General features: G+C 66.3%; 20 protein-coding genes and 3 rRNA genes. 14 read left to right on the top strand and 9 right to left on the bottom strand.

Features of this window, described 5'->3' with window-relative positions; all coding sequences use genetic code 11:
* Positions 1-12: 12 nt before the first annotated feature.
* The 4 genes from ACOCEP_RS20305 (at position 13) to ACOCEP_RS20290 (ending at position 3601) form a co-directional block, all read left to right on the top strand.
* Positions 13-852, top strand: coding sequence for an AfsR/SARP family transcriptional regulator (locus tag ACOCEP_RS20305; RefSeq protein WP_482339277.1), 840 nt, complete (start codon positions 13-15; stop codon positions 850-852).
* A gap of 40 nt (positions 853-892) precedes the next feature.
* On the top strand, positions 893-1579 hold the full coding sequence (locus ACOCEP_RS20300) for a winged helix-turn-helix transcriptional regulator (RefSeq protein ID WP_465422210.1): 687 nt from the start codon (positions 893-895) through the stop codon (positions 1577-1579).
* 115 nt (positions 1580-1694) lie between these two features.
* Positions 1695-2270, top strand: a complete 576-nt coding sequence (locus tag ACOCEP_RS20295; RefSeq protein WP_482339275.1) for a hypothetical protein — start codon at positions 1695-1697, stop codon at positions 2268-2270.
* On the top strand, positions 2267-3601 hold the full coding sequence (locus ACOCEP_RS20290; RefSeq protein WP_482339273.1) for a copper resistance CopC/CopD family protein: 1335 nt from the start codon (positions 2267-2269) through the stop codon (positions 3599-3601). Before ACOCEP_RS20295 ends, ACOCEP_RS20290 begins: the two co-directional genes overlap by 4 nt.
* Here ACOCEP_RS20290 and ACOCEP_RS20285 read toward each other — a convergent pair whose 3' ends face one another.
* The gene (locus tag ACOCEP_RS20285; RefSeq protein WP_482339271.1) at positions 3602-4297 is read right to left on the bottom strand and encodes a maleylpyruvate isomerase family mycothiol-dependent enzyme; all 696 of its coding nucleotides are present in this window, start codon (positions 4295-4297) and stop codon (positions 3602-3604) included. It lies immediately after the preceding gene.
* Between the two features lie 213 nt (positions 4298-4510).
* Here ACOCEP_RS20285 and ACOCEP_RS20280 point away from each other — a divergent pair, with 213 nt between their 5' ends.
* Positions 4511-5179, top strand: a complete 669-nt coding sequence (locus ACOCEP_RS20280) for a M protein (RefSeq protein WP_482339269.1) — start codon at positions 4511-4513, stop codon at positions 5177-5179.
* On the opposite strand, the gene ACOCEP_RS20275 is transcribed toward ACOCEP_RS20280, so the two are convergent.
* On the bottom strand, positions 5176-5538 hold the full coding sequence (locus tag ACOCEP_RS20275) for a YciI family protein (RefSeq protein WP_482339267.1): 363 nt from the start codon (positions 5536-5538) through the stop codon (positions 5176-5178). The genes ACOCEP_RS20280 and ACOCEP_RS20275 overlap by 4 nt on opposite strands.
* Before the next feature lie 166 nt (positions 5539-5704).
* On the opposite strand from ACOCEP_RS20275, the gene ACOCEP_RS20270 reads away from it, so the two are divergent.
* Positions 5705-5986 carry a metal-sensitive transcriptional regulator gene (locus ACOCEP_RS20270; RefSeq protein WP_007034631.1) on the top strand — a complete coding sequence of 94 codons (282 nt, stop codon included), beginning with the start codon at positions 5705-5707 and terminating at the stop codon, positions 5984-5986.
* Here ACOCEP_RS20270 and ACOCEP_RS20265 read toward each other — a convergent pair whose 3' ends face one another.
* Genes ACOCEP_RS20265 through ACOCEP_RS20255 form a run of 3 tightly spaced genes read right to left on the bottom strand, consistent with a single transcriptional unit; the run spans position 5987 to position 8543 of the window.
* Positions 5987-8146, bottom strand: a complete 2160-nt coding sequence (locus ACOCEP_RS20265; protein ID WP_482339771.1) for a heavy metal translocating P-type ATPase — start codon at positions 8144-8146, stop codon at positions 5987-5989. It abuts the gene before it with no gap.
* Positions 8147-8187: 41 nt separating this feature from the next.
* Positions 8188-8340: a hypothetical protein gene (locus tag ACOCEP_RS20260; protein ID WP_482339265.1), complete on the bottom strand. Its 153-nt coding sequence runs from the start codon at positions 8338-8340 to the stop codon at positions 8188-8190.
* A complete protein-coding gene (locus tag ACOCEP_RS20255; RefSeq protein ID WP_482339263.1) occupies positions 8337-8543 on the bottom strand; it encodes a heavy-metal-associated domain-containing protein in 207 nt (68 codons plus the stop codon). The genes ACOCEP_RS20260 and ACOCEP_RS20255 overlap by 4 nt, the downstream gene beginning before the upstream one ends.
* Positions 8544-8639: 96 nt before the next feature.
* Between ACOCEP_RS20255 and cobF the strand changes: the two genes are divergently transcribed.
* Complete coding sequence (cobF, locus tag ACOCEP_RS20250; protein WP_482339261.1) at positions 8640-9404, top strand: precorrin-6A synthase (deacetylating); 765 nt, start codon at positions 8640-8642, stop codon at positions 9402-9404.
* A gap of 587 nt (positions 9405-9991) precedes the next feature.
* Here the strand turns inward: cobF and rrf are convergent.
* The 3 genes from rrf to ACOCEP_RS20235 all read right to left on the bottom strand — a co-directional run bounded on the left by rrf (position 9992) and on the right by ACOCEP_RS20235 (position 15162).
* Positions 9992-10108 (bottom strand): 5S ribosomal RNA (gene rrf, locus ACOCEP_RS20245).
* An 80-nt stretch (positions 10109-10188) separates the two neighbouring features.
* A 23S ribosomal RNA gene (locus tag ACOCEP_RS20240) occupies positions 10189-13324 on the bottom strand.
* A gap of 321 nt (positions 13325-13645) precedes the next feature.
* Positions 13646-15162: ribosomal RNA gene (locus tag ACOCEP_RS20235) — 16S ribosomal RNA — on the bottom strand.
* The 16S, 23S and 5S rRNA genes sit together here, the layout of an rRNA operon.
* 450 nt (positions 15163-15612) lie before the next feature.
* Here ACOCEP_RS20235 and ACOCEP_RS20230 point away from each other — a divergent pair.
* Positions 15613-16431: an alpha/beta fold hydrolase gene (locus tag ACOCEP_RS20230; protein ID WP_482339260.1), complete on the top strand. Its 819-nt coding sequence runs from the start codon at positions 15613-15615 to the stop codon at positions 16429-16431.
* Entirely contained in the window at positions 16431-17189 is a 759-nt protein-coding gene (locus ACOCEP_RS20225; protein ID WP_482339258.1) for an SDR family oxidoreductase, read from the top strand. The genes ACOCEP_RS20230 and ACOCEP_RS20225 overlap by 1 nt, the downstream gene beginning before the upstream one ends.
* On the opposite strand, the gene ACOCEP_RS20220 is transcribed toward ACOCEP_RS20225, so the two are convergent.
* Positions 17128-18726, bottom strand: coding sequence for an IS1634 family transposase (locus tag ACOCEP_RS20220; RefSeq protein WP_482339256.1), 1599 nt, complete (start codon positions 18724-18726; stop codon positions 17128-17130). The two genes, ACOCEP_RS20225 and ACOCEP_RS20220, sit on opposite strands and share 62 nt — an antisense overlap.
* Before the next feature lie 185 nt (positions 18727-18911).
* On the opposite strand from ACOCEP_RS20220, the gene ACOCEP_RS20215 reads away from it, so the two are divergent.
* The 5 genes from ACOCEP_RS20215 to ACOCEP_RS20195 all read left to right on the top strand — a co-directional run bounded on the left by ACOCEP_RS20215 (position 18912) and on the right by ACOCEP_RS20195 (position 25956).
* Complete coding sequence (locus ACOCEP_RS20215) at positions 18912-21467, top strand: bifunctional FO biosynthesis protein CofGH (protein WP_482339770.1); 2556 nt, start codon at positions 18912-18914, stop codon at positions 21465-21467.
* A 138-nt stretch (positions 21468-21605) separates the two neighbouring features.
* Entirely contained in the window at positions 21606-22457 is an 852-nt protein-coding gene (locus tag ACOCEP_RS20210) for a HalD/BesD family halogenase (RefSeq protein WP_482339254.1), read from the top strand.
* 126 nt (positions 22458-22583) lie between these two features.
* Positions 22584-23414, top strand: coding sequence for a class I SAM-dependent methyltransferase (locus ACOCEP_RS20205; protein WP_482339769.1), 831 nt, complete (start codon positions 22584-22586; stop codon positions 23412-23414).
* Positions 23411-25192 carry a choline/carnitine O-acyltransferase gene (locus tag ACOCEP_RS20200; RefSeq protein ID WP_482339252.1) on the top strand — a complete coding sequence of 594 codons (1782 nt, stop codon included), beginning with the start codon at positions 23411-23413 and terminating at the stop codon, positions 25190-25192. Before ACOCEP_RS20205 ends, ACOCEP_RS20200 begins: the two co-directional genes overlap by 4 nt.
* Positions 25193-25413: 221 nt before the next feature.
* Positions 25414-25956 (top strand): DUF4232 domain-containing protein, encoded by a 543-nt coding sequence (locus tag ACOCEP_RS20195; RefSeq protein WP_482339251.1) that lies wholly within the window; start codon positions 25414-25416, stop codon positions 25954-25956.
* The last annotated feature ends 95 nt before the right edge of the window (positions 25957-26051 follow it).

Raw genomic sequence — 26051 nt, 5'->3', positions numbered from 1 at the left:
AGGGCGCTTGCTATGTACACCGGATCACGAGTAGCGGACACGCACCACGGCTCGGCACCCAACCCGATTCCGGTCCTGCCCGCAAGCCCCGTCCGTTTCACCCTCCTCGGCCCGCTCGAACTCGTGCGGGACGGGATCGACTACGCGCCGACGACACCGAAGCTGCTCCAGGTGCTCGCCATGCTGGTGATGAGCCCGGGGAAGATCGTCCCCATCGACACGATCGTGCGGGAACTGTGGGCCGACGACCCGCCCCGCAGCGTCCGCACCACCATGCACACCTACGTCTACCAGCTGCGCAAGTGCATCGAGGAGAACGAGCTCGCCCCGTACGGGGAGACGATGCTGGCGACGAAACCGCCGGGGTACGTGTTCCGGATCGCGCCCGAGCAGGTGGACGTCTTCGAGTTCCAGGAGCTGCAGCAGCGGGGCCGGGAGCTGCAACTGCGGGGCGAGCACGTCGAAGCGGCGAAGGCCTTCCGCTCCGCGCTCGCCCTGTGGTCCGGGCCGCCGCTCGCGAACGTCCACTGTGGACCGGTGTTGTCGGCGTACTCGGTCGACCTCGTCGAACAGCGGCGCAGCACCCTGCACCTGCGGATCGAGGCGGACATCGCGGCCGGGATGCGGCACGAGCTGATCGGCGAACTGCGTTCCCTGGTCGCCGCGAACCCGCTCGACGAGGCCCTGCACGGCCAGCTGATCCGCGTGCTCGGCCGCAGCGGGCGGCGCTCCGACGCGCTCGCCACGTACCGTCAGGTGCGCACCCGGCTCAACTACGAACTGGGCGTCGAACCCTGTGACGAACTGCAGGTCCTGCACCACGATCTGCTTTCCGAGGGGGAACCCGCGTGATCACCACCACCCGCACGGAACCGAAAGTGAGGATCGACGGATGAGCATTCGTACCTATGGACAGTTCTGCGGTCTGGCCAGGGCGCTGGAGATCATCGGCGAACGCTGGTCGCTGCTGATCGTCCGCGACCTCGTCCTCGGCCCGAAGCGGTTCACCGAGCTGCAGGCCGGCCTGCCCAAGATCCCGCCGAGCACGCTGTCCGCGCGGCTCAACGAACTCGAGCAGTCCGGCGTACTCCGCCGCCGCCTGCTCCCCCAGCTCGACGCCGCGGTGGTCTACGAACTCACCGAGTACGGCAGCGAACTCGACCAGATCGTGCTGGACCTCGGTCTCTGGGGCGCCCGGTCGCTCGGGCAGCCGTCCCCCGAGGACGTCTTCACGATGGACTCGGCGATCCTCTCGCTGTACACGACCTTCCGGAGCGAGAAGGCCAAGGGCGTCCAGGTCACCTACGAACTGCGCTACCCGGGAGAGATGCTCCTGCACGCGATCGTCGAGGACGGCGCGCTCAAGGTCGCGGAGGGCGCGCACCCCGGCGCCGACGCGGTCATCGAACCGCTGGGCCCGTTCATCAAGGACCTGCTGACCGGAGACCTCACCGCCGCCGACGCGACCCGGACCGGCAAGATCCGCCTCGAAGGCGCCTTCGAATACCTCGAACTGTTCGCCGAACTGTTCCACATTCCCGCGGCACCCAAAGTAACCGAAGGAATCGTCGTCCGTTGAGCCATCCGGCGTAATACCGCAGGTCGGATCAGCAATCCGGAGTAACGGGAAACTCCGGATCGCGAGCTATCGTCGAGATCCGTCACCGGTCGGTCCATCGTCATAGGAGCCCTTCATGGCCACACTCGATTCGCGTCCGGGTCTACTCGCCGCGCTCAACGGGAAATACCACCGCGCGGCGCTCCTCTCCTTCGCGGTGGTGGTCGTGGCCCACTGGGCGGAACATCTGGTGCAGGCGTTCCAGATCTACGCCCTGGGCTGGAAGACCCCGGACGCGCGCGGCGTACTCGGGATCCCCTTCCCGAAGCTGATCAGCTCCGAATGGCTGCACTACGGCTACGCCATCGTCATGCTGGTCTTCCTGTTCGCCCTGCGCAAAGGTTTCGCCGGCCGTTCGCGGCAGTGGTGGAACCTGGCGCTCGGGCTGCAGTTCTGGCACCACATCGAACACCTGCTCCTGCTGATCCAGGCGCAGACCGGCTGGCGTCTCGGCGGCGGCACCGCGCCGAGCAGCATCATCCAGCTGTTCATCCCGCGCGTGGAACTGCACCTGTTCTACAACACGATCGTCACCATCCCGATGATCATCGCGATGCTCGTGCACCGGAAGGCCCCCGCCGCCGAGCGGGAGCTGACCGGATGCACGTGCTCGCCCGTGAGCCGGCGTGAGCTGGCGACCGCGGCGTCGTGACCAGGAGGCTCTTCGCGCTGCTGGCGTTGCTGGCGGCGTGTTTCGGGGTCGCGGTGCTCACCGCGGCCCCGGCCTCGGCCCACGTAGAGCTCATCGCCTCGAACCCCGCCGACGGCGCGCGCCTCACCTCGGCGCCGCCCCGGGTCTCGCTCACCCTGTCCGAGAACATCGGCATCCAGCCGAACTCGATCAAGGTCGTCGACCAGCAGGGCACCGACGTGGTGTCCGGTCCGGTGTTCCAGCCGGGTGAGGTCGCCGAAGAGGTCGCCGTCGGACTCGAACCCGACCTTCCGGACGGCAGCTATCTCGTCGAGTACGCCTTCGTCTCGACCGATTCGCACCCCGTGCGCGGCACGATCGCCTTCGTGATCGGGACCGGTCCCCTGATCACGTCGGCCGGCGCCGTGTCCGCCTCCACCGGGACCGATCCGGTGACCGATGTCCTGTTCACCGTCTTCCGCTGGGGCTCCTTCGGCGGTGTCGCGCTGCTGGGCGGGCTGGTGTTCCTGCTGGTCTGCCGTCCTGAGGGCCGCACCGACCCGTCGGCGCGGAAGCTGATCACCGCGGGCCTGTGGCTGTCGGGGGTCACGGCCGTGGCCGGGTTCCTGCTGCAAGGTCCGTACGTCGCGGGCCGCGGGGTGGGCGCGATCTTCGACGGCGCGCTGATCGAGGCGACCCTGCGGGTGGCGTACGGGAAGCTCCTGCTCCTGCGGCTGGCCGCGATCGTGGCGCTCGCCGTGATCGTGCGACGGCTGCTCGCGGGCGCCCAGCCGGATCGGCTGCGCTCGCGCTACGAGAACCTCGGCATCGCGGCCGGGTTCATCGTGATGCTGAGCTTCTCCGCGACCGGGCACGCCGTGGCCGACAAGATCATGTTCCTCTCGGTCAGCGCCGATCTGGCACATTTCGGCGCGATGGCCGTCTGGGTGGGCGGGCTGATCCAGCTGGCCGTGCTCCTGCGCGGCAGGTATTCCGCGGCGGAGGCCGAACCGGCGCTGGCGCGGTTCCATCCGATCGCCACCCGGTCGATCGTGATCATGGTGGTCAGCGGCGCCTACCTCGGCTTCCGGCTCGTGCCGTCGGTGGAGGCGCTCTGGACGTCGGCCTACGGCATCCTCTTCCTGGCGAAGCTGGCCGGTTTCACCGCGTTGCTGCTGGTGGCGAACGTGAGCCGCAACGCCGTGCGGCGGGGGGTCTCCGGGCGCGGCGGCACCGGTGTGCTGACCGCCGACCTGCGGAAACTGCGGATCAGCGTCGGAGTCGAGGTGCTGATCGTGGCCGTGGTGCTCGCGCTGGCCGCGGCGCTGTCCTCGATGTCCCCGGCCGGCTGATCACCGCTCGATCGCTTCGGCGGGCGGGGCGAACGGCCCCCACGTGAAGGCCCGGAGCCACGGCTCGGGATCGCCCAGCCAGTCCATGGCGGCGATCTGGGCCGGGCTCCGGCGCCCGGCGAGCGACCGGTACAGGTCCACCGGCGCGCCCGAAAGCACCGCGGCGACCGGCTCGGTGCCGGCGATCCAGGTCGCGCCCTCGGTCTCGATCCGCATCCCGGGCAGTCCGTGCCTGCCCAGCGAGTCACCGAGACCGCGGACGAGCACTTCGAATCCGCGCAGCCAGGCGGCGTGTGCCCCTGGCGGAGGAACGCCCAACGCGTACCGGAGATCGAGTTCGTGGGTGAAGGCGTCCATCACCATGATGTCGCCGCGGCCCTTCCCGTCGCCGTCGGCGGCGAGGAGGGTGTCGGCCTCGGGACCGCGTTCGAGCCAGAGCTTCAGCACCTCGGCGGCCGACGCCGTCTCCGGCACCGGGCAGGCCTCGCCACCGAACCGGGTGATCACCCGATCGCAGATCTCGGCCAGATGCGCGACCAGCTCGCGCACGGTCCACTGTGGACACGCCGGGACGACCCGCCCGGCGGCGCCCGCGTGATCGGCGAGCAAGATCGAGAAGTTCTCTCTGACCTGCCGATACCCTTCGGCCGCGGTCGCCGTATTCCAGCCAGGGACCCGAATTCGGCTGCTCGTCACGCGGCCACCTCCAGTAGCGGTAAGCGATGGTCGTCCATTCTCCCACCGGTTCACCGGCTTCACTCTTCTTCCCGCTTGCGCGGACCGTTCGGCGCAAAGACCACCCACCCGTGGCGCGTGTCGTCGCGGCTTCAGGCACACTGGTCGGTGAAAGCCCCGTGTGGCAAGAGAAAGCGCCCAATGGCGACACATCGACCACTGTGGAGGTGACCAATGGAGATGCCCGGCTTCGATCTGGCGTGGCGTGGTTTCGATCGCGCGCAGGTCCGGGAATTCGTTCGCGAGGTGGAAGCCGAACTACGCCGCGTGGAAGCCGAACGAGACGAGGCCCTCCGCCGCGAAGAGAAGCTGGCCGCCGAACTCACCGGCGCGCGAGAGGACATTCGCGAATTGAAGGCCACGGTCGACCGGATCAGCCGTGTCCCGATCGCGCCGGACGCGTTGCAGGAGCGCTCGCGCCGCATGCTCGAACTCACCCGCGAAGAAGCCGAGGACATCACCGCGCGCGCCGCCGAGGAGGCCGCCAAGGCCGAGGCGGAACGGAAGCGGATCGCCGAAGACTTCGAGCTCGCCATGTCGCTGCGCCGCGCGGAGGCGATGCGCGCGCTCGCCGCACGGGACGAAGCCGCGCAGGCCCGGGCGAGGCGATTGCTCGAAGACGCCACCGCGGAGAGCGAGCGCCTGGTCGCCGAAGCGCGGCAGAAGGCCGACGTGGCCATCCGCCTGCGCGACGACGTGCTGAAACAGCTGGTCGGCTGTCGCGAACTGCTCACCGAGGCCGGTTCGGTGCTGGCCGTATCCCCCTCACCTAAACCCGAAGTGCCCGTTCAGCGCCGGAGCAGGCCCGAAGCCCGCACCGGCACCGAAGCGGCCGCCACCTAGGCGGGATCCCCCGACGAGAACACGACCGGCCGGATCTCCATCGCGTTGACGTGCGCGTCCGGGATCTGGCCCGCGATCTCGATCGCGCGCTCCTTGCTGTCGCATTCGACCAGGTAGAAGCCGGCCAGGTACTCCTTCGACTCCGCGAACGGGCCGTCGGTGACCACCGGGACGCCGTCACGCACCCGGACCACCGTGCTTTCCTTCGGCTCCCCCAGCGCCTGCGTCCCCAGCAGTTCGCCGCTCTCGGTGAGCTTCTTCATGAAAGGGTCGATGCGGGCGACCACCTCGTCGCGTTCCTTCTCGGGGAGAGCATCCCAGGCGGTGGGGTTCATGGTGATCATGATCATGTACTTCATCGGTGTTCCTCCTGGTCGTCCGGCCGGTGCCCGGCCACTCACGCAGGAGTCGGAGCCGCCGGATCGTCCTCGACATCCTGGCAGCCTGGAATTCGGCGGCCCCACCCACATACGTGGGGAGGGTATAGTGGGCAGGAACCGGGAACGACGAGAGAACGGGTGCGGAATGACGGGCTACGGCACCGAGCGGGAGGCCTATCTCAAGCGCCTGCGCCGGATCGAAGGGCAGATCCGCGGCTTGCAGCGGATGGTGGAAGAGGACAAGTACTGCATCGACATCCTCACTCAGGTGTCCGCGGCCACGAAGGCGCTGCAGTCGTTCTCGCTCGAACTGCTGGACGAGCACCTCGCCACCTGTGTGGTCCACGCCGCCGCCGCGGGCGGTGAAGAGGCCGACCTCAAGGTCCGGGAGGCGTCCGACGCCATCGCCCGGCTGGTCCGGTCCTGATCAGGCGTTCCCGCGGAACCGTCGTAGCCGCAGGCTGTTGGTGACGACGAACACCGAGGAGAACGCCATCGCGGCCCCGGCGATCATGGGGTTGAGCAGGCCGAGCGCGGCCAGCGGCAGCACGGCGACGTTGTAGGCGAACGCCCAGAACAGGTTGCCCTTGATCGTGGCGAGCGTGCGGCGCGAAAGCCGGATGGCGTCCACGGCGGCGCGCAGGTCGCCGCGCACCAGGGTCAGGTCACCGGCCTCGATCGCGGCGTCCGTCCCGGTCCCCATCGAGAGACCGAGATCGGCCTGCGCGAGCGCGGCCGCGTCGTTGACGCCGTCGCCGACCATGGCGACCACGCGACCCTCGGTCTGGAGCCGCTTGACGACGTCGACCTTGCCGGCGGGCAGCACCTCCGCGATCACCTCGTCGATCCCCACTTCGGCGGCGACGGCCTTCGCGGAACCGGTGTTGTCGCCGGTCAGCAGGACCGGGCGGAGCCCCAGGGCTTTCAGTTCCGCCACGGCCTTGGCCGAAGTCGGCTTGACCTTGTCGGCGACGACGACCACGCCGCGCGTCTCGCCGTCCCAAGCGACGACGACCGCGGTGGCACCACGCTCCTCGGCGGCCGTCTTGACCTGGGCATACTCGTCGCCGACCGCGATGCCGTGCTGGTCGAGGAGCGACGGCCGCCCGGCCAGGACGGTCTTGCCTTCGACCTCGCCGACGACGCCCAGGCCCTCGACGTTACGGAACCCGCCGACCGGCGGCAGCTCGCCCAGCCGCTCCTCGGCGGCCGCGACGATCGCGCGGGCGATCGGATGCTCGGAACCGTGCTCGACCGCCGCGGCCAGGCGCAGGACTTCGGTCTCGTCGTCGCCATAGAGGTCGGTGAGGCTCATCGTCCCGGCGGTCACCGTGCCGGTCTTGTCCAGGACGACGGTGTCGACCGCGCGCGTGGACTCGAGCACCTCCGGACCTTTGATGAGGATGCCCAGCTGCGCGCCACGACCGGTGCCGACCAGCAGCGCCGTCGGCGTGGCGAGGCCGAGCGCGCACGGACAGGCGATGATCAGGACCGCGACGGCGGCGGTGAAGGCGGCGTCGGCGCCGCTGCCCGCGCCGAGCCAGAAGCCGAGGGTGCCGACCGCGAGCGCGATCACCACTGGGACGAACACGGCCGACACCCGGTCGGCGAGCCGCTGGACCCGCGCCTTGCCGTTCTGCGCGTCCTCGACCAGCCGCGCCATCTGCGCGAGCCGTGTGTCGGCGCCGATCCGGGTGGCGCGGACGACGAGCCGTCCGCTCGCGTTGACCGTCCCACCGACGACGGCGTCGCCGACGCCCACCTCGACCGGGACGGCTTCACCCGTCAGCATGCTCAGGTCGACGGCCGATCCGCCGTCGGTCACGACACCGTCGGTGGCGATCTTCTCCCCCGGCCGCACGACGAACTCGTCGCCCGTCTTCAGCGCGCCGATCGGGACCCGGCTCTCGGTGCCGTCCTTGAGGAGCGCGACGTCCTTCGCCCCGAGTTCGAGCAGCGCCCGCAGCGCGGCGCCGGAGCGGCGCTTGGACCGGGCCTCGAAGTAGCGGCCCGCGAGGAGGAACGTCGTCACCCCGGCGGCGACCTCGAGGTAGAGGTTGGCCGCACCGGACCCGCGCTGCATCGTGAGCTCGAAGCCGTGTCGCATACCGGGCGCCCCGGCGCCGCCGAACAGCAGCGCGTACAGCGACCAGAGCGTGGCGGCGACGACGCCGAGCGAGATCAAGGTGTCCATGGTGGCGGCGCCATGGCGGAGGTTCGTCCAGGCCGGTCGGTGGAACGGCCACGCGCCCCAGGTCACGACGGGGGCGGCCAGTACCAGCGAGACCCACTGCCAGTAGGTGAACTGCCAGGCCGGGACCATCGCCAGCACGATCACCGGCACGGCGAGCGCGGCGGAGACGACGAGACGGGTTCTCAGGGAGCCGGTCTGGTCCTCGTCTTCGTCTGGCTGGGGCGGCTGGGCCGTGTAGCCGGCGGACTCGACGACACCGACCAGGTCCTCGACCGAGAGGGCGGCGGGAAAGTCGACCTGCGCCTTCTCGGTGGCGTAATTGACCGAGGCGGAGACGCCGTCGACCTTGTTCAGCTTGCGTTCGACCCGCGCGGCGCAGGAGGCGCAGGTCATCCCGCCGATGGCCAGTTCGACCCGCTGGGACGTCGCGGCGCTCACTGCGTACCTCCCGGGTGGTGCCCGTGATGCTCGCTGGTCGGCGCGGGCGGCTCGTCCAGCGGCCCGACGGCGGAACCGATCGCCCAGGCGACGGCGAACACCGCGACCAGAGCCGCGGCGAACGCCGACACCTTGACGATGGTGCTCACGAGACGAGCTGGTAACCGGCCTCGGTGACGGCCGCGTCGACGGCCTGGACGTCCAGGGGCGCGTCGCTGGTGACGGTGACCTTGCCGCTGGCGACGTCCACGTTCACGGCGCTGACGCCCGCGATCCCGCCGACCTCCTCGGTGACGGAGGAGGCGCAGTGCCCGCAGGACATGCCCTTGACGGTGTAGGTGGTTTCGGCCATCGGTACGAACTCCTCTACAGGACAGGTGGAGCGATCATTTCCTTTATACCCCGTGGGGGTAGGGGTTTGCACAGAGGGTGCGGGCACACTGCGGAAATGAGGAAGATCTCCGCCATCGGCATCGGCGCCGGCGACCCGGAACACCTGACCGTCCAGGCCATCCGGCGGCTGAACGAGACCGATGTGTTCTTCGTTCTCGACAAGGGCTCGGAGAAGCAGGACCTGACGGCTCTGCGCCAGGAGATCCTCGACCGGTTCGTCGAACGGCCCGGCTACCGCGTCGTGCGGGCACCGGATCCCGAACGCGACCGTACTCCGGACGACTATCGGAAGGCCGTCGCCGACTGGCACCGGCTCCGGACCGACGTCTACGAGACCATGATCGCTTCCCTGGGCCCCGACGAGCGGGGCGCGTTCCTCGTGTGGGGCGATCCCGCGCTCTACGACTCGACCCTGACGTTGCTGGACGCAGTGCTGGCCAGGGGAAACGTCGAGTTCGAGTACGACGTCGTCCCCGGCGTGAGCAGTGTGGCCGCACTGACGTCCCGGCACCGGACGACGATGAACCAGATCGGCCGCCCGGTCTTGGTCACGACCGGCCGCCGCCTCGAAGCCGGCTGGCCCGCCGACGTCGACGACGTCTTCGTGATGCTGGACGCCCAGTGCACCTTCTCGCGGTTCGCCGACATGGGTCTGGAGATCTACTGGGGCGCGTACCTCGGGACGCCCGACGAGCTCCTGCTCTCCGGTCCCCTGTCCGCCGATATCGCCGCGGAGATCCGCTCCGTCCGCGCCTCCGCGCGCTCCCGCAAGGGCTGGATCATGGACATCTACCACCTACGCCGCCCAACCCGCCCCTGACTCCCTACCCCGCCACGCCCTACCCCGCCCTCCCTACCCCACCACTCCCGGCCACTCCCGGTCTGGCCACTCCGGTCTGGCCATTCCCGGTCTGGCCATTCCCGGCCCGGCCACTCCCGGCCCGGCCACTCCCGGCCCGGCCACTCCCGGCCCGGCCACTCCCGGCCCGGCCACTCCCGACTCCGCCCGGCCTCCGCGCCCCCGTCACTCCCGTGACCCAACCCGCCACTCGCGTGCTCCAACCCGAATCTCGCGTGCTTGGAGCCGTAACTCGCGTGTCCGAGCCCGTAACTCGCGTGATTGGGGCCGTAACTCGCGTGTTCAGGTGCGTAACTCGTGTGTCTCGGGGCGTGGCTCGTGTGATCAGGTGGCCGGCACGGCACTGTGGCTGTCTTGACGCGTGTGTTGTCCGTTCAGTCACGTGAGTGACGCGCTGAATCACGCGAATGACGCGCTGAATCACGTGAGTGTCGGGTTCAGACACGTGAGTAGCGGGTGTAGCGGGGTGTGGGTATGAGAAAAGGGCCCAGGTCGGGAGAACTCGTGGTTCTCGACCGATCTGGGCCCTGATCTTTTTTCTAATGTTAGTCCGGCGGTGTCCTACTCTCCCACAACCCTTCGGTTGCAGTACCATCGGCGCTGTCAGGCTTAGCTTCCGGGTTCGGAATGGGACCGGGCGTTTCCCTGACGCTATAACCACCGAAACACTATGAAACACTCCCCACCACCATCGGTGATGGTTGTGTGGTGTTTCAGAGCTGTAGAGTGGATGCGTAACATCTTTGTGGGCAAGTCCTCGGCCTATTAGTACCAGTCAACTCGACAACACATTACTGTGCTTCCATTTCTGGCCTATCAACCCAATGGTCTGTTGGGGGCCTTAACCCACAAGGGGTGGGATACCTCATCTTGGAACAGGCTTCCCGCTTAGATGCCTTCAGCGGTTATCCCTTCCGAACGTGGCCAACCAGCCATGCCACTGGCGTGACAACTGGCATACCAGAGGTTCGTCCGTCCCGGTCCTCTCGTACTAGGGACAGCCTTCCTCAAGTATCCTACGCGCGCGGCGGATAGGGACCGAACTGTCTCACGACGTTCTAAACCCAGCTCGCGTGCCGCTTTAATGGGCGAACAGCCCAACCCTTGGGACCTACTCCGGCCCCAGGATGCGACGAGCCGACATCGAGGTGCCAAACCATGCCGTCGATATGGACTCTTGGGCAAGATCAGCCTGTTATCCCCGGGGTACCTTTTATCCGTTGAGCGACACCCCTTCCACCAGGTGGTGCCGGATCACTAGTCCCGACTTTCGTCCCTGCTCGACATGTCTGTCTCACAGTCAAGCTCCCTTGTGCACTTGCACTCAACACCTGATTGCCAACCAGGCTGAGGGAACCTTTGGGCGCCTCCGTTACTCTTTAGGAGGCAACCGCCCCAGTTAAACTACCCATCAGGCACTGTCCCTGAACCAGATCATGGTCCGAGGTTCAGATTCCCAATCCGACCAGAGTGGTATTTCAACAACGACTCCACCAACACTAGCGTGCCAGCTTCACAGTCTCCCACCTATCCTACACAAGCCGAACCGAAAACCAATACCAAACTATAGTAAAGGTCCCGGGGTCTTTCCGTCCTGCCGCGCGTAACGAGCATCTTTACTCGTAGTGCAATTTCGCCGGGCCTGTGGTTGAGACAGCCGGAAAGTCGTTACGCCATTCGTGCAGGTCGGAACTTACCCGACAAGGAATTTCGCTACCTTAGGATGGTTATAGTTACCACCGCCGTTTACTGGCGCTTAAATTCTCAGCTTCACCCCGAAGGGTTAACCGGTCCTCTTAACGTTCCAGCACCGGGCAGGCGTCAGTCCATATACATCGTCTTGCGACTTCGCATGGACCTGTGTTTTTAGTAAACAGTCGCTTTCCGCTGGTCTCTGCGGCCACCCACCCCTAGTCCGCAAGGGACTTCAGAGTGTTTGGCCCCCCTTCTCCCGAAGTTACGGGGGCATTTTGCCGAGTTCCTTAACCACAGTTCACCCGATCGCCTTAGTATTCTCTACCTGACCACCTGTGTTGGTTTGGGGTACGGGCCGTGCACGCACTCGCTAGAGGCTTTTCTCGGCAGCATAGGATCACTCTACTTCACCTCAATCGGCTACGCATCACGTCTCAACCTATATGGAGTGCGGATTTGCCTACACTCCGGTCTACACGCTTACACCAGTACTACCACTCACTGGCGGAGCTACCTTCCTGCGTCACCCCATCACTCGACTACTACGGAATCAGATCCCACGCTCCACACAGAAACCTCCATCCGAAGACTTCGGTAACTGGCTTTGGGTGGTTAGTATCAACCGCCTCATCCTGGGCGCACGTGCTCGGGTACGGGAATATCAACCCGTTATCCATCGACTACGCCTGTCGGCCTCGCCTTAGGTCCCGACTTACCCTGGGCGGATTAGCCTGGCCCAGGAACCCTTGGTCATCCGGCGGCAGAGTTTCTCACTCTGCATTCGCTACTCATGCCTGCATTCTCACTCCCACACCCTCCACGACTGGCTTCCGCCGCCGCTTCCCTGGATGCAGGACGCTCCCCTACCCATCCACACGACTAGACGTCCCTGCAAGAGAGACGCCGATCTATATGTGTGAATGACACAGCTTCGGCGGTGTGCTTAAGCCCCGCTACATTGTCGGCGCAGGACCACTTGACCAGTGAGCTATTACGCACTCTTTCAAGGGTGGCTGCTTCTAAGCCAACCTCCTGGTTGTCTGGGCAATCCCACATCCTTTCCCACTGAGCACACACTTAGGGGCCTTAGCTGGTGTTCTGGGCTGTTTCCCTCTCGACGACGAAGCTTATCCCCCGCCGTCTCACTGCCACACTCTCACACCACGGTATTCGGAGTTTGGTTGATTTCGGTAACCCGGTAAGGCCCCTAGACCATCCAGTAGCTCTACCCCCGTGGAGAAACATGTGACGCTGCACCTAAATGCATTTCGGGGAGAACCAGCTATCACGGAGTTTGATTGGCCTTTCACCCCTACCCACAGCTCATCCCCTCAGTTTTCAACCTAAGTGGGTTCGGCCCTCCACGTCGTCTTACCGACGCTTCAGCCTGGCCATGGGTAGATCACTCCGCTTCGGGTCTAGACCACGCGACTCAATCGCCCTATTCAGACTCGCTTTCGCTACGGCTACCCCACACGGGTTAACCTCGCCACGCAGCACTAACTCGCAGGCTCATTCTTCAAAAGGCACGCCATCACCTCAACATCACAAAGATGTGCTCGGGCTCTGACGGCTTGTAGGCACACGGTTTCAGGTACTCTTTCACTCCCCTCCCGGGGTACTTTTCATCTTTCCCTCACGGTACTAGTCCGCTATCGGTCTTCAGGAAGTATTTAGGCTTACCGGGTGGTCCCGGCAGATTCACAGCAAATTCCACGAGCTCGCTGCTACTCGGGAACACCAAACAAACAATCCACAACGTGTTTTCGCGTACGGGACTCTCACCCACTCCGGTCGCCCATCCCAAGGCGTTCCACTAACACGCGTAATCGTTCCGAGGACTGTCAGATCCTCGACGCTGGGTCCCACAACACCACACACACAACGCCTGACAGCTTGACATGTGCAAGGTTTAGCCTCTTCCGCTTTCGCTCGCCACTACTCACGGAATCACGGTTGTTTTCTCTTCCTACGGGTACTGAGATGTTTCACTTCCCCGCGTTCCCTCCACACACCCTATATATTCAGATGCGGGTAACACCACATAACTGGTGCTGGGTTTCCCCATTCGGAAATCCTCGGATCACAGCTCGGTTGACAGCTCCCCGAGGCATATCGCAGCCTCCCACGTCCTTCATCGGCTCCTGAAGCCAAGACATCCACCATGTGCCCTTAACAACTTGACCACAAAGATGCTCGCATCCACTCTACAGTTCTCAAACACCACACCAGAAACAAACGTCCCTAGAGGCATAAGCCCCTCGGCGTGTTGCCTCAGGACCCAACAGCGTGCTTGTGAACAATTCTCGACCAGACCCAGCGCAACACTTTCCACGCTCCTTGCGGAGCAGTACTCGCCCTCGCCGGCAACCCGGTCGCGAACCCTAACCAGTAGTTCCACAATTCCTTGAGCAACCAGCGCCACCACACATTCGGTGGTGAAACCCTGGCCACTCCACAGCGCTGGTCTCGGGTATCCCGAGGACTGTGGATGTGTTGCTCCTTAGAAAGGAGGTGATCCAGCCGCACCTTCCGGTACGGCTACCTTGTTACGACTTCGTCCCAATCGCCAGTCCCACCTTCGACCACTCCCCCCCTTGCGGGTTGGGCCATGGGCTTCGGGTGTTACCGACTTTCATGACGTGACGGGCGGTGTGTACAAGGCCCGGGAACGTATTCACCGCAGCGTTGCTGATCTGCGATTACTAGCGACTCCGACTTCACGCAGTCGAGTTGCAGACTGCGATCCGAACTGAGACCGGCTTTAAGGGATTCGCTCCACCTCGCGGTATCGCAGCCCTCTGTACCAGCCATTGTAGCATGTGTGAAGCCCTGGACATAAGGGGCATGATGACTTGACGTCATCCCCACCTTCCTCCGAGTTGACCCCGGCAGTCTCCCACGAGTCCCCGCCATAACGCGCTGGCAACGTAGGATAAGGGTTGCGCTCGTTGCGGGACTTAACCCAACATCTCACGACACGAGCTGACGACAGCCATGCACCACCTGTACACCAACCACAAGGGAAGCCCTATCTCTAGGGATGTCTGGCGCATGTCAAGCCCAGGTAAGGTTCTTCGCGTTGCATCGAATTAATCCACATGCTCCGCCGCTTGTGCGGGCCCCCGTCAATTCCTTTGAGTTTTAGCCTTGCGGCCGTACTCCCCAGGCGGGGCGCTTAATGCGTTAGCTACGGCACGGACAACGTGGATGTCGCCCACACCTAGCGCCCAACGTTTACAGCGTGGACTACCAGGGTATCTAATCCTGTTCGCTCCCCACGCTTTCGCTCCTCAGCGTCAGTATCGGCCCAGAGACCCGCCTTCGCCACCGGTGTTCCTCCTGATATCTGCGCATTTCACCGCTACACCAGGAATTCCAGTCTCCCCTACCGAACTCAAGTCTGCCCGTATCGCCCGCACGCTCCACGTTAAGCGTGGAGTTTTCACGAACGACGCGACAAACCGCCTACGAGCTCTTTACGCCCAATAATTCCGGACAACGCTCGCACCCTACGTATTACCGCGGCTGCTGGCACGTAGTTAGCCGGTGCTTCTTATCCAGGTACCGTCACTTACGCTTCGTCCCTGGCGAAAGAGGTTTACAACCCGAAGGCCGTCATCCCTCACGCGGCGTCGCTGCATCAGGCTTGCGCCCATTGTGCAATATTCCCCACTGCTGCCTCCCGTAGGAGTCTGGGCCGTGTCTCAGTCCCAGTGTGGCCGGTCACCCTCTCAGGCCGGCTACCCGTCGTCGCCTTGGTAGGCCATTACCCCACCAACAAGCTGATAGGCCGCGGGCTCATCCCGTACCGCCGGAGCTTTCCACAAGTTCCCATGCGAGAACCTGTCATATCCGGTATTAGACCCAGTTTCCCAGGCTTATCCCAAAGTACAGGGCAGATTGCCCACGTGTTACTCACCCGTTCGCCACTAATCCACCCCGAAAGGCTTCATCGTTCGACTTGCATGTGTTAAGCACGCCGCCAGCGTTCGTCCTGAGCCAGGATCAAACTCTCCAACAATGTCAAATTTGATCGAGGCAAATTTTCTTGCTCTCAAAGGAACCTCAAACGAGGTTCAAATATAAGCTCTACTGGCTTAGTTCACTAGCACACTGTTGAGTTCTCAAGCAACACACCCCAGATCGCACCGCCATCACAGCGGCCTTATCCGAAGCAGTCATTCCTAGCAGTTTTTGGTGGGACACCCACTCAATCGCACTGAGCGAGAGCTTGGTTCGTGTCCCGGTCGGCCGCTCGGTTTCCCTGGCGACGAAGAGAACTTTACATGGCCGGAAACCCCCGAAAACAGGGGGGTACCTTAACGCCATTCGCGCAGGTCAGGGTGCGTAAACGAGCCCCAGGCCGATGATCGGCCCCAGGCGGCCGCGGGTGGACTCCCGGACAAGAACATTGCTCCGAGTACATTGCACCGTATTGATCCTGACGATTGCTCCGATTAGCGTCGGGCTCATGAGTACTGCGGAACTCGACGGCATCACCGTCGCTTATGACGACCTCGGCACCGGGTTGCCCGTCGTCCTCGTCCACGGCCACCCCTTCAACCGTTCGATGTGGCGGCCCCAGGCCGAACGTTTCAGCCAGGAGGGCTACCGGGTCATCACCGCGGACCTTCGCGGGTACGGCGAGACGACCCTGCCGCCGGAGAGCACGAGGACGGGGCTCGACGTCTTCGCGGCCGACATCGTCCGGCTCGCCGATCACCTCGGACTGGAGCGCTTCGTGCTGGGCGGCCTCTCCATGGGCGGGCAGATCGTCATGGAGTTCCACCGCACCTACCCCGAGCGCGTCGCCGGCCTTCTGCTCGCCGACACCTCTCCCCAACAAGAGACAGAGGAGGGCAAGCGCGTCCGCAACGAGATGGCGGACCGCGTCCTCGCGGAGGGGATGAACCCGTACGCGGAGGAAGTGCTGACGAAGATGGTCTCCCCGGAGAACGTCCGCACGATGCCGGACGTGGCGGCGCACGTCCTCGGGATGATGCGCACGACGCCCAAGGAAGGAGCGGCGGCCGCGCTCAGGGGCCGCGCCGAGCGGCCGGACTACCGGGAGAGCCTCACCCGCGTGGAAGTACCGGCGCTGGTCGTGGTCGGGACCGAGGACGAGTTCACGCCGGTCGCGGACGCCGAGCTCATGCACGACCTCATCCCCGGCTCCACCCTGGCGGTGATCGAAGGCGCCGCGCACATGCCTAACCTGGAGCGCGAGGCCGAGTTCAACGACGTGTTCGCACGATTCTTGGCAGTGTTCAAACAAAGGATGACTACCTGATGCCCGAGAAGACCGTTTTCGTGACCGGTGCCAGCGCCGGGTTCGGCGTCGAGATCGTCCGCCGGTTCGCCGCCGACGGCGCCAAGGTCGTCGCGGCCGCGCGCAGCAAGGACCGGCTCGACAAGCTGGCCGGCGAGCTGGGCGAGAACGTCCTCCCCTTCGAACTCGACGTCCGGGACGCCGACGCGGTGGCCGCGCTCCCCGGCACGCTGCCCGCCGAGTTCACCGAAGTCGACCTGCTGGTGAACAACGCCGGCCTCGCGAAGGGGCTCGAGCCCGCCCACCGGGCGAAGCTCGACGACTGGGACCAGATGATCGACACCAACATCAAGGGGCTCGCGCACCTCACCCGCGCCCTGCTGCCCGGCATGGTCGAGCGTGGCCGCGGGCACGTGATCAACATCGGCTCGGTCGCGGGCAGCTACCCCTACCCCGGCGGCAACGCGTACGGCGCGACCAAGGCGTTCGTGCACCAGTTCAGTCTGAACCTGCGCGCGGACCTGCAGGGCACCGGCGTCCGGGTGACCAACGTCGAGCCGGGCCTGGTCGGCGGCACGGAGTTCTCCGTCGTCCGGTTCGAGGGTGATCAGAGCAAGGCCGACAACGTCTACAAGGGCACGACGCCGCTGACGGCCGCCGACGTGGCCGAGTCCGCCTTCTGGGCGGCTTCGCAGCCGGAGCACGTGAACATCAACGTCATCGAGCTGATGCCGGTGGTGCAGAGCTTCTCGGCGCTCCATATTCACCGAGAGGGCTGAGGCCGAAGAGGTCGAAGAGCGCCTGCTGTTCCGGGTTCCGCTCGGTCAGCAGGCGCCGCGTCCGCGGTCGGCCGCCGGTGGACGGGTACCGGAGCACCGTCTCCCCTATCCCCGCGAGGCTGTCCATCAGCTCGCGGACCGACAGGTTCATCCCCGCGCGGTCGGCCTCGCGCCGCATGAGGTGAGTGGCCGTGGACGCGAGCACCGTGACCAGGGTGTGCACGGCGATCCGGTGCGGCGTCCAGTCCCAGCGCGGGGCCGGGCCGGTGACGGCGGGGCCGGTCAGCCAGCGGAACGTCGAGTCGAGGTGCGTCCGGGCCCGGTACGCGGTGACGACCTCGGCCACCGGCCAGTCGTGATCGGTGACCAGCACCTGCTTGCCGAAGAACTCGTCGTGCAGCCGCGACACCGCGGCGTCGTCGACCTTCCAGGTCAGCCGGATCTCCCCCGGCTTCGTCCCGGTCAGTGAAGGTGAGAGCACCCGTTCGACGCGGCGGCCGCGGGTGATCCGGGCGATTTCGGCGTTCACCTGGCCGCGGTCACCCCGGTAGACGCCCGACGCCAGTGCGGCGTCGAGGCCGGCCAGTTCCCGCGTCGCGGTGCTCAGTTCCTCCCCGAACGCGCGGGCCTGCGCGTTGTGCAGGGTCTCCGAATGGGTCAGGATCACGCGCCGTCGCATCCCGGCGACCACGGCCCTGGTGTCGAGGGCGGTCAGCCCGGCGAAACGCTCCGGGTCGACGGGTTTGCGGGCGGACGGCGGTTTCGCCAGCAGTTCCGGGTGCTCCGACAGCGGGAGCGCGCCGACGAAATGCCGTCCGAGATCCAGCTGCGCGGCCTGACCGGCGGTGAAAACCAGCGTGACGGGATACCGCGAGCGGAGTTCCTCGGCGAGCGCGGCGAACGGCGGCGCCCCTTCCCGCGGGTACACGTGCGACGCCAGCGGGATCGCGCCGTCCTTGGTCACCACCAGGCCGAGTCCGGCGAGTTCGCATCGGCAGGGGTCGCCCGTGGTGAAGGTGGCGAACTGCGGGACGTCGACGGCGAGCGCGGCGTCGCCCGTCCCCAGCCAGGAGAGCACCGCGTCGGCGACGGTGGTCTCGATCCGCGCGATCCGTTCGGGCCTGAGGCGTTGCAACGCCCGCCGGTGATTCGGAAGGTCGGCCTGGATGAATTCCCGGGCGACGGAGTCACGCCACCAGTCGGCTAAGTGCGTGCCGGGCGCTGTCGCCCGGTGCAGGACGGCGAGGGCGAGATGAGTCCCCAGGGTGGTCGACGCGCGCTGGGCTCCGACGGCTTCGTCGACTCGGCGCACGAAGTCGAGCCGTCGCAGCGTGGCCCACACCGCCGCGACGTCACCGAAGGTCCGGTGACGCGCTTCGCCAGGGGCGGAGACGTCGCCGTCCATCGCGCGCCCGATCTCCTCGGCCGTACCGAGATAACGCTGCGAGACCACCCTCGGCTCGCCGTCGACCCGCGCGGAGGTGACGAGGTAGTAGTACGTCCGCCCGCCGGCCTTCTTGCCGATCACCGAAGCCACACTTTAGGTAATACACTCGCACCCCCTGATCGGCAACCAAAATCAGGCTCTGACCAGCAGAAACAGTGACCACACCCACGTGGGTGACGCGGTGGCGGGATGCACACTGGCAGGTGGAGCGAGTCCGGCCATAGCGTGCGGGAATGGCATCCCCTGCTGACGCGAACGCCCCCACCACCTCGGCGATGCGCCGGGCGCTCGCCAGGGCGCGCGACGGGAAGACCCTCGACATCACCGAGGCCTCGATCCTGCTCCAGGCGCGCGGCGACGACCTCAAGACGCTGTCCGAGCACGCCTCCCGGGTCCGCGACGCCGGGCTCGTCGCGGCCGGCCGTCCCGGCGTGGTCACCTACAGCCGTTCGGTGTTCATCCCGCTGACCCGGCTGTGCCGGGATCGCTGCGGCTACTGCACCTTCGCGACCGTCCCCGGGCGGGTCGAATCGCCGTTCCTCTCCCCCGACGAGGTGCTCGACATCGCCCGCAAGGGTGCCGAGATGGGGGTCAAGGAAGCGCTGTTCACCCTCGGCGACCGTCCGGAGGACCGCTGGAAGGCGGCGAAGGACTGGCTCGACGCGCACGGCTACGACGACACGCTGTCCTACGTCCGGGCGATGGCGATCCGGGTGCTCGAAGAGACCGGCGTCCTCCCCCACCTCAACCCGGGCGTGCTGAGCTGGCAGGACTTCCAACGGCTCAAGCCGGTCTCGGCGTCGATGGGCATGATGCTGGAAACGACGGCGAAGCGGCTGTACACCGAGAAGGGCGGCCCGCATTACGGCTCGCCGGACAAGGACCCGGACGTCCGTCTGCGGGTGCTGGAGGACGCCGGGCGCAGTTCGGTGCCGTTCACCACCGGCATCCTGATCGGCATCGGCGAGAACTTCGAGGAACGCGCCGACTCCCTGTTCGCCATCCGCAAGGTCGCGAAGACCTACGGCGGCATCCAGGAGGTCATCGTCCAGAACTTCCGCGCGAAGCCGGACACCAAGATGCGCGCGACCCCGGACGCCGACCTCGAAGAACTCGCCGCGACCATCGCCGTCGCGCGGCTGGTGCTCGGGCCGCGGATGCGGATCCAGGCGCCGCCGAACCTGATCGGCCAGCAGTACGAGCTGATGCTGAACGCGGGTATCGACGACTGGGGCGGCGTCTCGCCGCTGACCCCCGACCACGTGAACCCCGAACGCGCGTGGCCGCAGATCGACGAGCTCAAACGCCGCACCGAGGCGCTCGGGTTCACCGTGCGCGAGCGGCTGCCGATCTACCCGGAGTACGTCAAGGCCGGCGAGCCGTGGCTGGACCCGCGGATGAACGCGCACCTCGCCCCGCTGACCGACACCGAGACCGGGCTCGCGATCGAAGAGGCGATCCCGGTGGGCATCCCGTGGCAGGAGCCGGACGGTGGCTGGAAGGAGGCCGGGCGCACCGATCTCCACGTCGAGGTCGACACCGTCGGGCGCACCGAGGACCGCCGCAGCGACTTCGACTCGGTCTACGGCGACTGGGCCGAGATCAAGGGCAACATCAAGACCGCGCCGCAGCGGTTCGACACCGACATCCGGGATGCCTTGCGCAGCGCGGAAAAGAACCCCGCCGGGCTCTCGGACGACGAGGCCCTGGCCTTGCTGCACGCCGATGGGCCGGAACTCGACGCCTTCACCAAGATCGCCGACGACCTGCGTCGCGAGGTGAACGGCGACGACGTCACCTTCGTCGTCACGCGGAACATCAACTTCACCAACGTCTGTTACACCGGTTGCCGGTTCTGCGCGTTCGCCCAGCGGCGCACCGACGCCGACGCGTACACGCTCTCGCTGGAGCAGGTCGGCGACCGCGTCGACGAGGCGTGGGCCGCGGGCGCGACCGAGATCTGCATGCAGGGCGGCATCCACCCGGATCTGCCGGGTACCGCGTACTTCGATCTCGCGGCGGAGGTGAAACGCCGTCAGCCGGACATCCACCTGCATTCGTACTCGCCGATGGAGGTCGTCAACGGCGCTTCGCGGACGAACCTCTCGATCGAGGACTGGCTGGCGCGGGCGAAGGAAGCCGGCGTCGACTCGCTGCCGGGCACGGCCGCGGAAATCCTCGACGACGACGTCCGCTGGGTGCTGACGAAGGGCAAGCTGCCGACGTCCGAATGGATCAACGTCGTCACCACCGCGCACAAACTCGGCATCACGACGACGTCGACGATGATGTACGGCCACGTCGACACCCCGGCGCACTGGGTCGGGCATCTGAAGCTGCTGGCGAAACTGCAGCGGGAAGGCCTGGAGCGCAACGGGCGGCGTGGGTTCAGCGAGTTCGTGCTGCTGCCGTTCATCCATCAGAGTTCCCCGATCTACCTCGCCGGGCTGGCGAGGGCGGGCACGACGCTGCGCGAGAACCGCGCGGTGCACGCGCTGGCCCGGCTGCTGCTGCACGGGATGATCGACAACATCCAGAGTTCGTGGGTGAAACTCGGTGAAGAGGGCAGCCGCGCGGTGCTGCAGGGCGGGGTCAACGACATCGGCGGGACGCTGATGGAGGAGACGATCAGCCGGATGGCCGGCGCGGCGAACGGGTCGTACAAGACGATCAGCGACATGCGCGCGATGGTCGAACCGCTGGGCCGTCCGCTGCGGCAGCGGACCACGGAGTACGGCACGCCGACGGCCGAGCGGATCGCCGCGGCGCAGGCGTCCGACGGCGTCGCGACCGCCGTGCGCCGTCCGCTGCTGCCGCTTGTCACCAGCTGACGAAGAGTCCCTGACGGCCTCCTGACCCGAGTCAGGAGGCCGTCACGTTGCGTGTGGCACCGCTCACAAGGCGCGGGGGTCGAGGGCGTTTTCTGTGCTAAACCCGAGAATCACTTCCGGGCAGCCGAGAGGACGTCGATGACCGCGAGCGCAGTCCAGGTGGCCGATACCGCCCGCTATCCGTTGTCCGAACCGGGAAGCCCCGCGTGGCGCGAAATCGTTTCCCGGACCCGCGCCGAACTGCGGGAAACGGGCTGCAGTGTGCTGGCCGACTTCATCCGTCCGGAGTTGCGTGACGCCCTTCGCGACGAAGGGGCGAAAATCGCACCGGAGGCGTACGCGAAGGTCGAACGCGTCAACGCCTACAACATCGCCATCGACACTCCGCTGCCGGAGGATCATCCCGGCCGCACGATCATGGAACGCGGCAACGCTTTCGTGGCGCGAGACCGGATCCCGGTGACCGCGGTGATCCAGCAGCTGTACTCGAGCCGGGAGTTCCAGCGGTTCGTGGCCGACTGCTTCGAACTCCCCGAGCTGCACGAACTCGCCGATCCGCTGTCCGGCCTGGTGCTCAACGTGATCGAACCGGGCCGCGCGCATCCGTGGCATTTCGACACCAACGAGTACACGGTCAGCATGCTCACGCAGGAAGCGGCCGACGGCGGTGTCTTCGAATACTGTCCGAACATCCGGTCCGAAACGGCGGAGAACTTCGACGACGTCCGTGCCGTTCTGGCCGGCGAAGGCGATCACCTGATCAGGCGGCTCACTCTGCGTCCTGGCGATCTTCAGCTGTTTCGCGGACGCTTCGCGCTGCATCGGGTGAGTAGTGTTCAAGGGGCAGTCGCCCGCCATTCCGCGATCTTCGCGTACAGCGAGCGTCCTGGGGTCATCGGCAGTCCGGAGCGGACGAGACAGCTGTTCGGCCGGGTCCTGCCGGAACACGTCGCTTCGGCGGCGGTCCGGGGCGATCAGCTGCTCGACTAGCGCCTGTTGGCGGAGCTGAAGGAGTACCTGAAAGGTGACCACAGGTGTGAACCCGCTCTTCGTTATGGGGCCTTCGGCCGGTGCGGGTTCACCTACAGACACTCAGTCAGGAGCTTGGCCGTGCCTTTGGATTCGACCGGCAAGATCAATTTCGACGACATCTACACCGAGCCCGATCCTCGCGCGTTCTTCGGCACCTTGCGAAGACTGGACTACGCCATCCCGCAGCAGGCGAAGGCCTACTTCGCGAAACTGATCGACGAGTACCGTGCGGAGACCGGCGTCGAGGTCCCGACGGTGCTCGACCTCGGCTGTTCCTACGGCGTCAACGCGGCGCTGCACCGATGCGGCACTTCGATGGAGCGGCTGTACGACCACTACCGGGACGGCGAGTCGCTCAGCCGGGACGAGCTGATCGCCCGCGATCGCCGGATGGTCGAGAATGACGCAGTCCGCTTCATCGGCCTCGACGCCTCCGCGCCCGCTTTGGACTACGCGCTCGCCGCGGGCTTCATCGACGAAGCGATCCACGCGGATCTGGAGAGCGAAGACCCGTCCGAGGAGCAGCGCGCGCTGCTGGCCGGCGTCGACATCGTCATCTCGACCGGCTGCGTCGGCTACGTCACCGAGAAGACCCTCGTGCGGATCGCCCGGGAGAACCGGCCGTGGATGGCGCATTTCGTCCTCCGGATGTTCTCCTATGGCCCGGTCGCCGACAGCCTCGGCGAACTGGGCTACGAGACGACCGGGATCGACGGCGTCTTCCGGCAGCGGCGATTCGCTTCGGCTGAGGAACAGTCGCAGATCTTGGACAATCTGTCCGTCGCGGGCGTCGACCCGCGTGGGCTGGAGGACGGCGGCCGCCTGTACGCGCGGCTGTACGTTTCCCGGCCGAACGACGCGGCGGGCGGGCTCGCCTCCGCGCTGAACGCCCTTCCCCTTCGAGATCAAGGATGATCGTGAGCAGTACGGAACCGTCCACCCGCACGTTCGGCAACGAGGGCAACCTGCCGCGGGTCCCCGTCCCCAGCCTGGAGGACACCTGCCGCCGGTTCCTCGAGTGGTGCTCGCCGCTGCTCACCCCCGGCGAACTCGCCGAGACCGAAGGCGCCGTCACCGAGTTCCTCGCGGAAGGAAGCCCGGCGCACGAACTGCAGAGCGCGCTCCAGGCCTACGACCAGCGGGAAGGCGTCCGCAGCTGGCTCGACACCTTCTGGCCGTATCGGTACCTCGGCCGTCGCGACCGGATCGCGCTCAACGCGAACTTCTTCTTCCTGTTCACCGAATCCCCGCTGGGACAGCTGGAGCGCGCGGCCGAGCTGGCGGCGTCGGCGGTGGACTACAAGCTGAAACTCGACGAGGAACTGGTGCCGCCGATCGTGCTGCGCGGGCAGCCGCAGTCGATGGTGCAGCACAAGTTCCTGTTCTCGGCGACGCGGATCCCCGGCGCCGTGCAGGACACCGCGCGCACGCCGTACCGCGAGGAGTGGCCGGGGCCGTCGAGGGCGCGGCATATCGTGGTCTTCCACCGCGACACCCCGTTCCGGATGGACGTCATCGCGCCGGACGGCCGCCCGTATTCCCCCGATCAACTGGTCGCGGGCCTGCAGACGATCGTCAAGTCGGGGAACTTCGTCGAGGACCCGCGGACCGCCGCCGGGCATTTCACCACCAAGGCGAGGGCGGAGTGGGCGGCGACGCGGGAAGCGCTGCTGGCGGCGGGTAACGCGGCCGCGCTCGACGACATCGAGACGGCGTTGTTCTGCCTGTGCCTGGAGGATTTCACGCCGGCGAACACGCAGGAGGCGTGCGATCACCTGTTGCACGGCGACAGCGGGAACCGCTGGTTCGACAAGGCCGTTTCGCTCATCGTGTTCGAGGACGGCACGGCGGGGATCAACGTCGAGCACTGCGAACTGGACGGGACCACGATCCTCGGGTTCACCGACGCGCTGCTGAGCGGAACGCGGCTGGAGCGCCCGCCCGCCGACGGCGTCCCGGCGTCGGAGGTCATCGAGTTCGTCCTGGGCGAGGCGCTGCGCGAAGATGCCCGCGCCGCTGCCGCGTCGTTCGCCGAGTACGCCGACGCGACCGCTACGAAGACGGTGTCCTTCACCGACTTCGGCGCGAAGCGGGCGAAGGAGCTGGGCATGTCCCCGGACGCCTTCGCGCAGATGGCGTACCAGCTCGCGCACAAGCGGGCGAAGGGGATCACCGGCGCGACATACGAGTCGATCGCGACGCGGCAGTACCAGAACGGGCGCACCGAAGCGATGCGCGTGGTGACGCCCGAAGTGCAGTGGTTCGTCCGGGTGATGGACGACCCACAGGCCGACCGGCAGACGCGTCAGGCCGCCTTCCGCGCGGCGGCCGCGAAGCACGTCACGCGGGCGAAGGAGTGTCAGGCTGGTGACGCGCCGGAGCAGCACCTGTGGGAGTTGCAGCTGATCCAGAAGCGGCGCGGCGTCGAGGACTCCCCAGCGCTGTACTCGTCGCCCGGCTGGCTGAAGATGCGCGACGACTACCTGAGCACCAGCTCGGCGCCGTCGGTGAACATCCGGTACTTCGGTTTCGGGTCGACCAGCCCGCAGTGCATCGGTGTCGCGTACGTGCTGCTGCCGGAGTCGCTGAATCTGTACCTGTGCACGCCGAAGCACGTGGCGCACGAGATGGAGCTGTTCGCGACGGAGCTGACCGCGGCCGTGGCGGAACTGCAGGAGTTGCTGGCGTCTTGAGCGGGGCCTGAGTTGGGGCGAAGGCGTCCTTCGCCGCGTCGGATGCGGTGAAGGACGCTTTCGGCCCAGGTACAGCCGTGGAGCGATCGGCCCAACACGTTGCGAAAGCCACTTTCGCAACGTTGAGGGTTGCGAAAGTGGCTTTCGCACCACGCCGCGTTCGCCTTCCCCCTCACCAAGTACGTGAAGGGGGCCTTCACGTACTTGGATAAGGTTCCGGCGTGCTGGGGAAACTGGGGTCGCTGGGTGGATTGCTGCTAGTCGTGGCGGGGTGCGGCGAGCCTCCGCCGCCACCGCCGGTCCCGCCCACCGTCCACACGCCGGATCCGGGCCCGGTGGTCCCGGCAGGCTGTCTCGACACCGGCGTGACGGTGAAGTCCGGGCCGGTCGAGGCCGCGCTGGGGCACCGCGCGGTCGTGCTCACCCTCACCAACTGCGGCACGAGCCCGCGCACGCTCACCGGCTATCCCGAAATCCGCTTGCTGGACAAGGAAAAGCGGCCGATGAACGTCGCTGTGGAGCACGGCACGTCGTATATGGCGATCGATCCCGGCGTCAGCGCGCAGAAGGTCCAGCCCGGCGGGACGCTGCTCTCGGTCGTCTCGTGGTCGAACACGGTCACCGTGGGTTCGCCGGAGGCCGGCGCCTACGTGACGGTCGCGGCCGCGAAGGGCGATCCGGAGCAGCGGATCACGGTCGACACCGACCTCGGGACCACGGGCAAACTGACGCTGACGGCTTGGAACGCCAAACTCAAGAACTAGGGTTTTGTGACGAGACCGCACGGCTCCGCGACGGTTCCGCCCCGAATCCGGTGCCGTGCGACAGAGCGCCCTTACGATCGGTGAGCCTTTCGATC

The organism is Amycolatopsis sp. CA-211722 (assembly GCF_056828465.1).
Note: the sequence above shows the minus strand (reverse complement) of the source record. Positions and strands in the feature narration are given on the sequence as shown.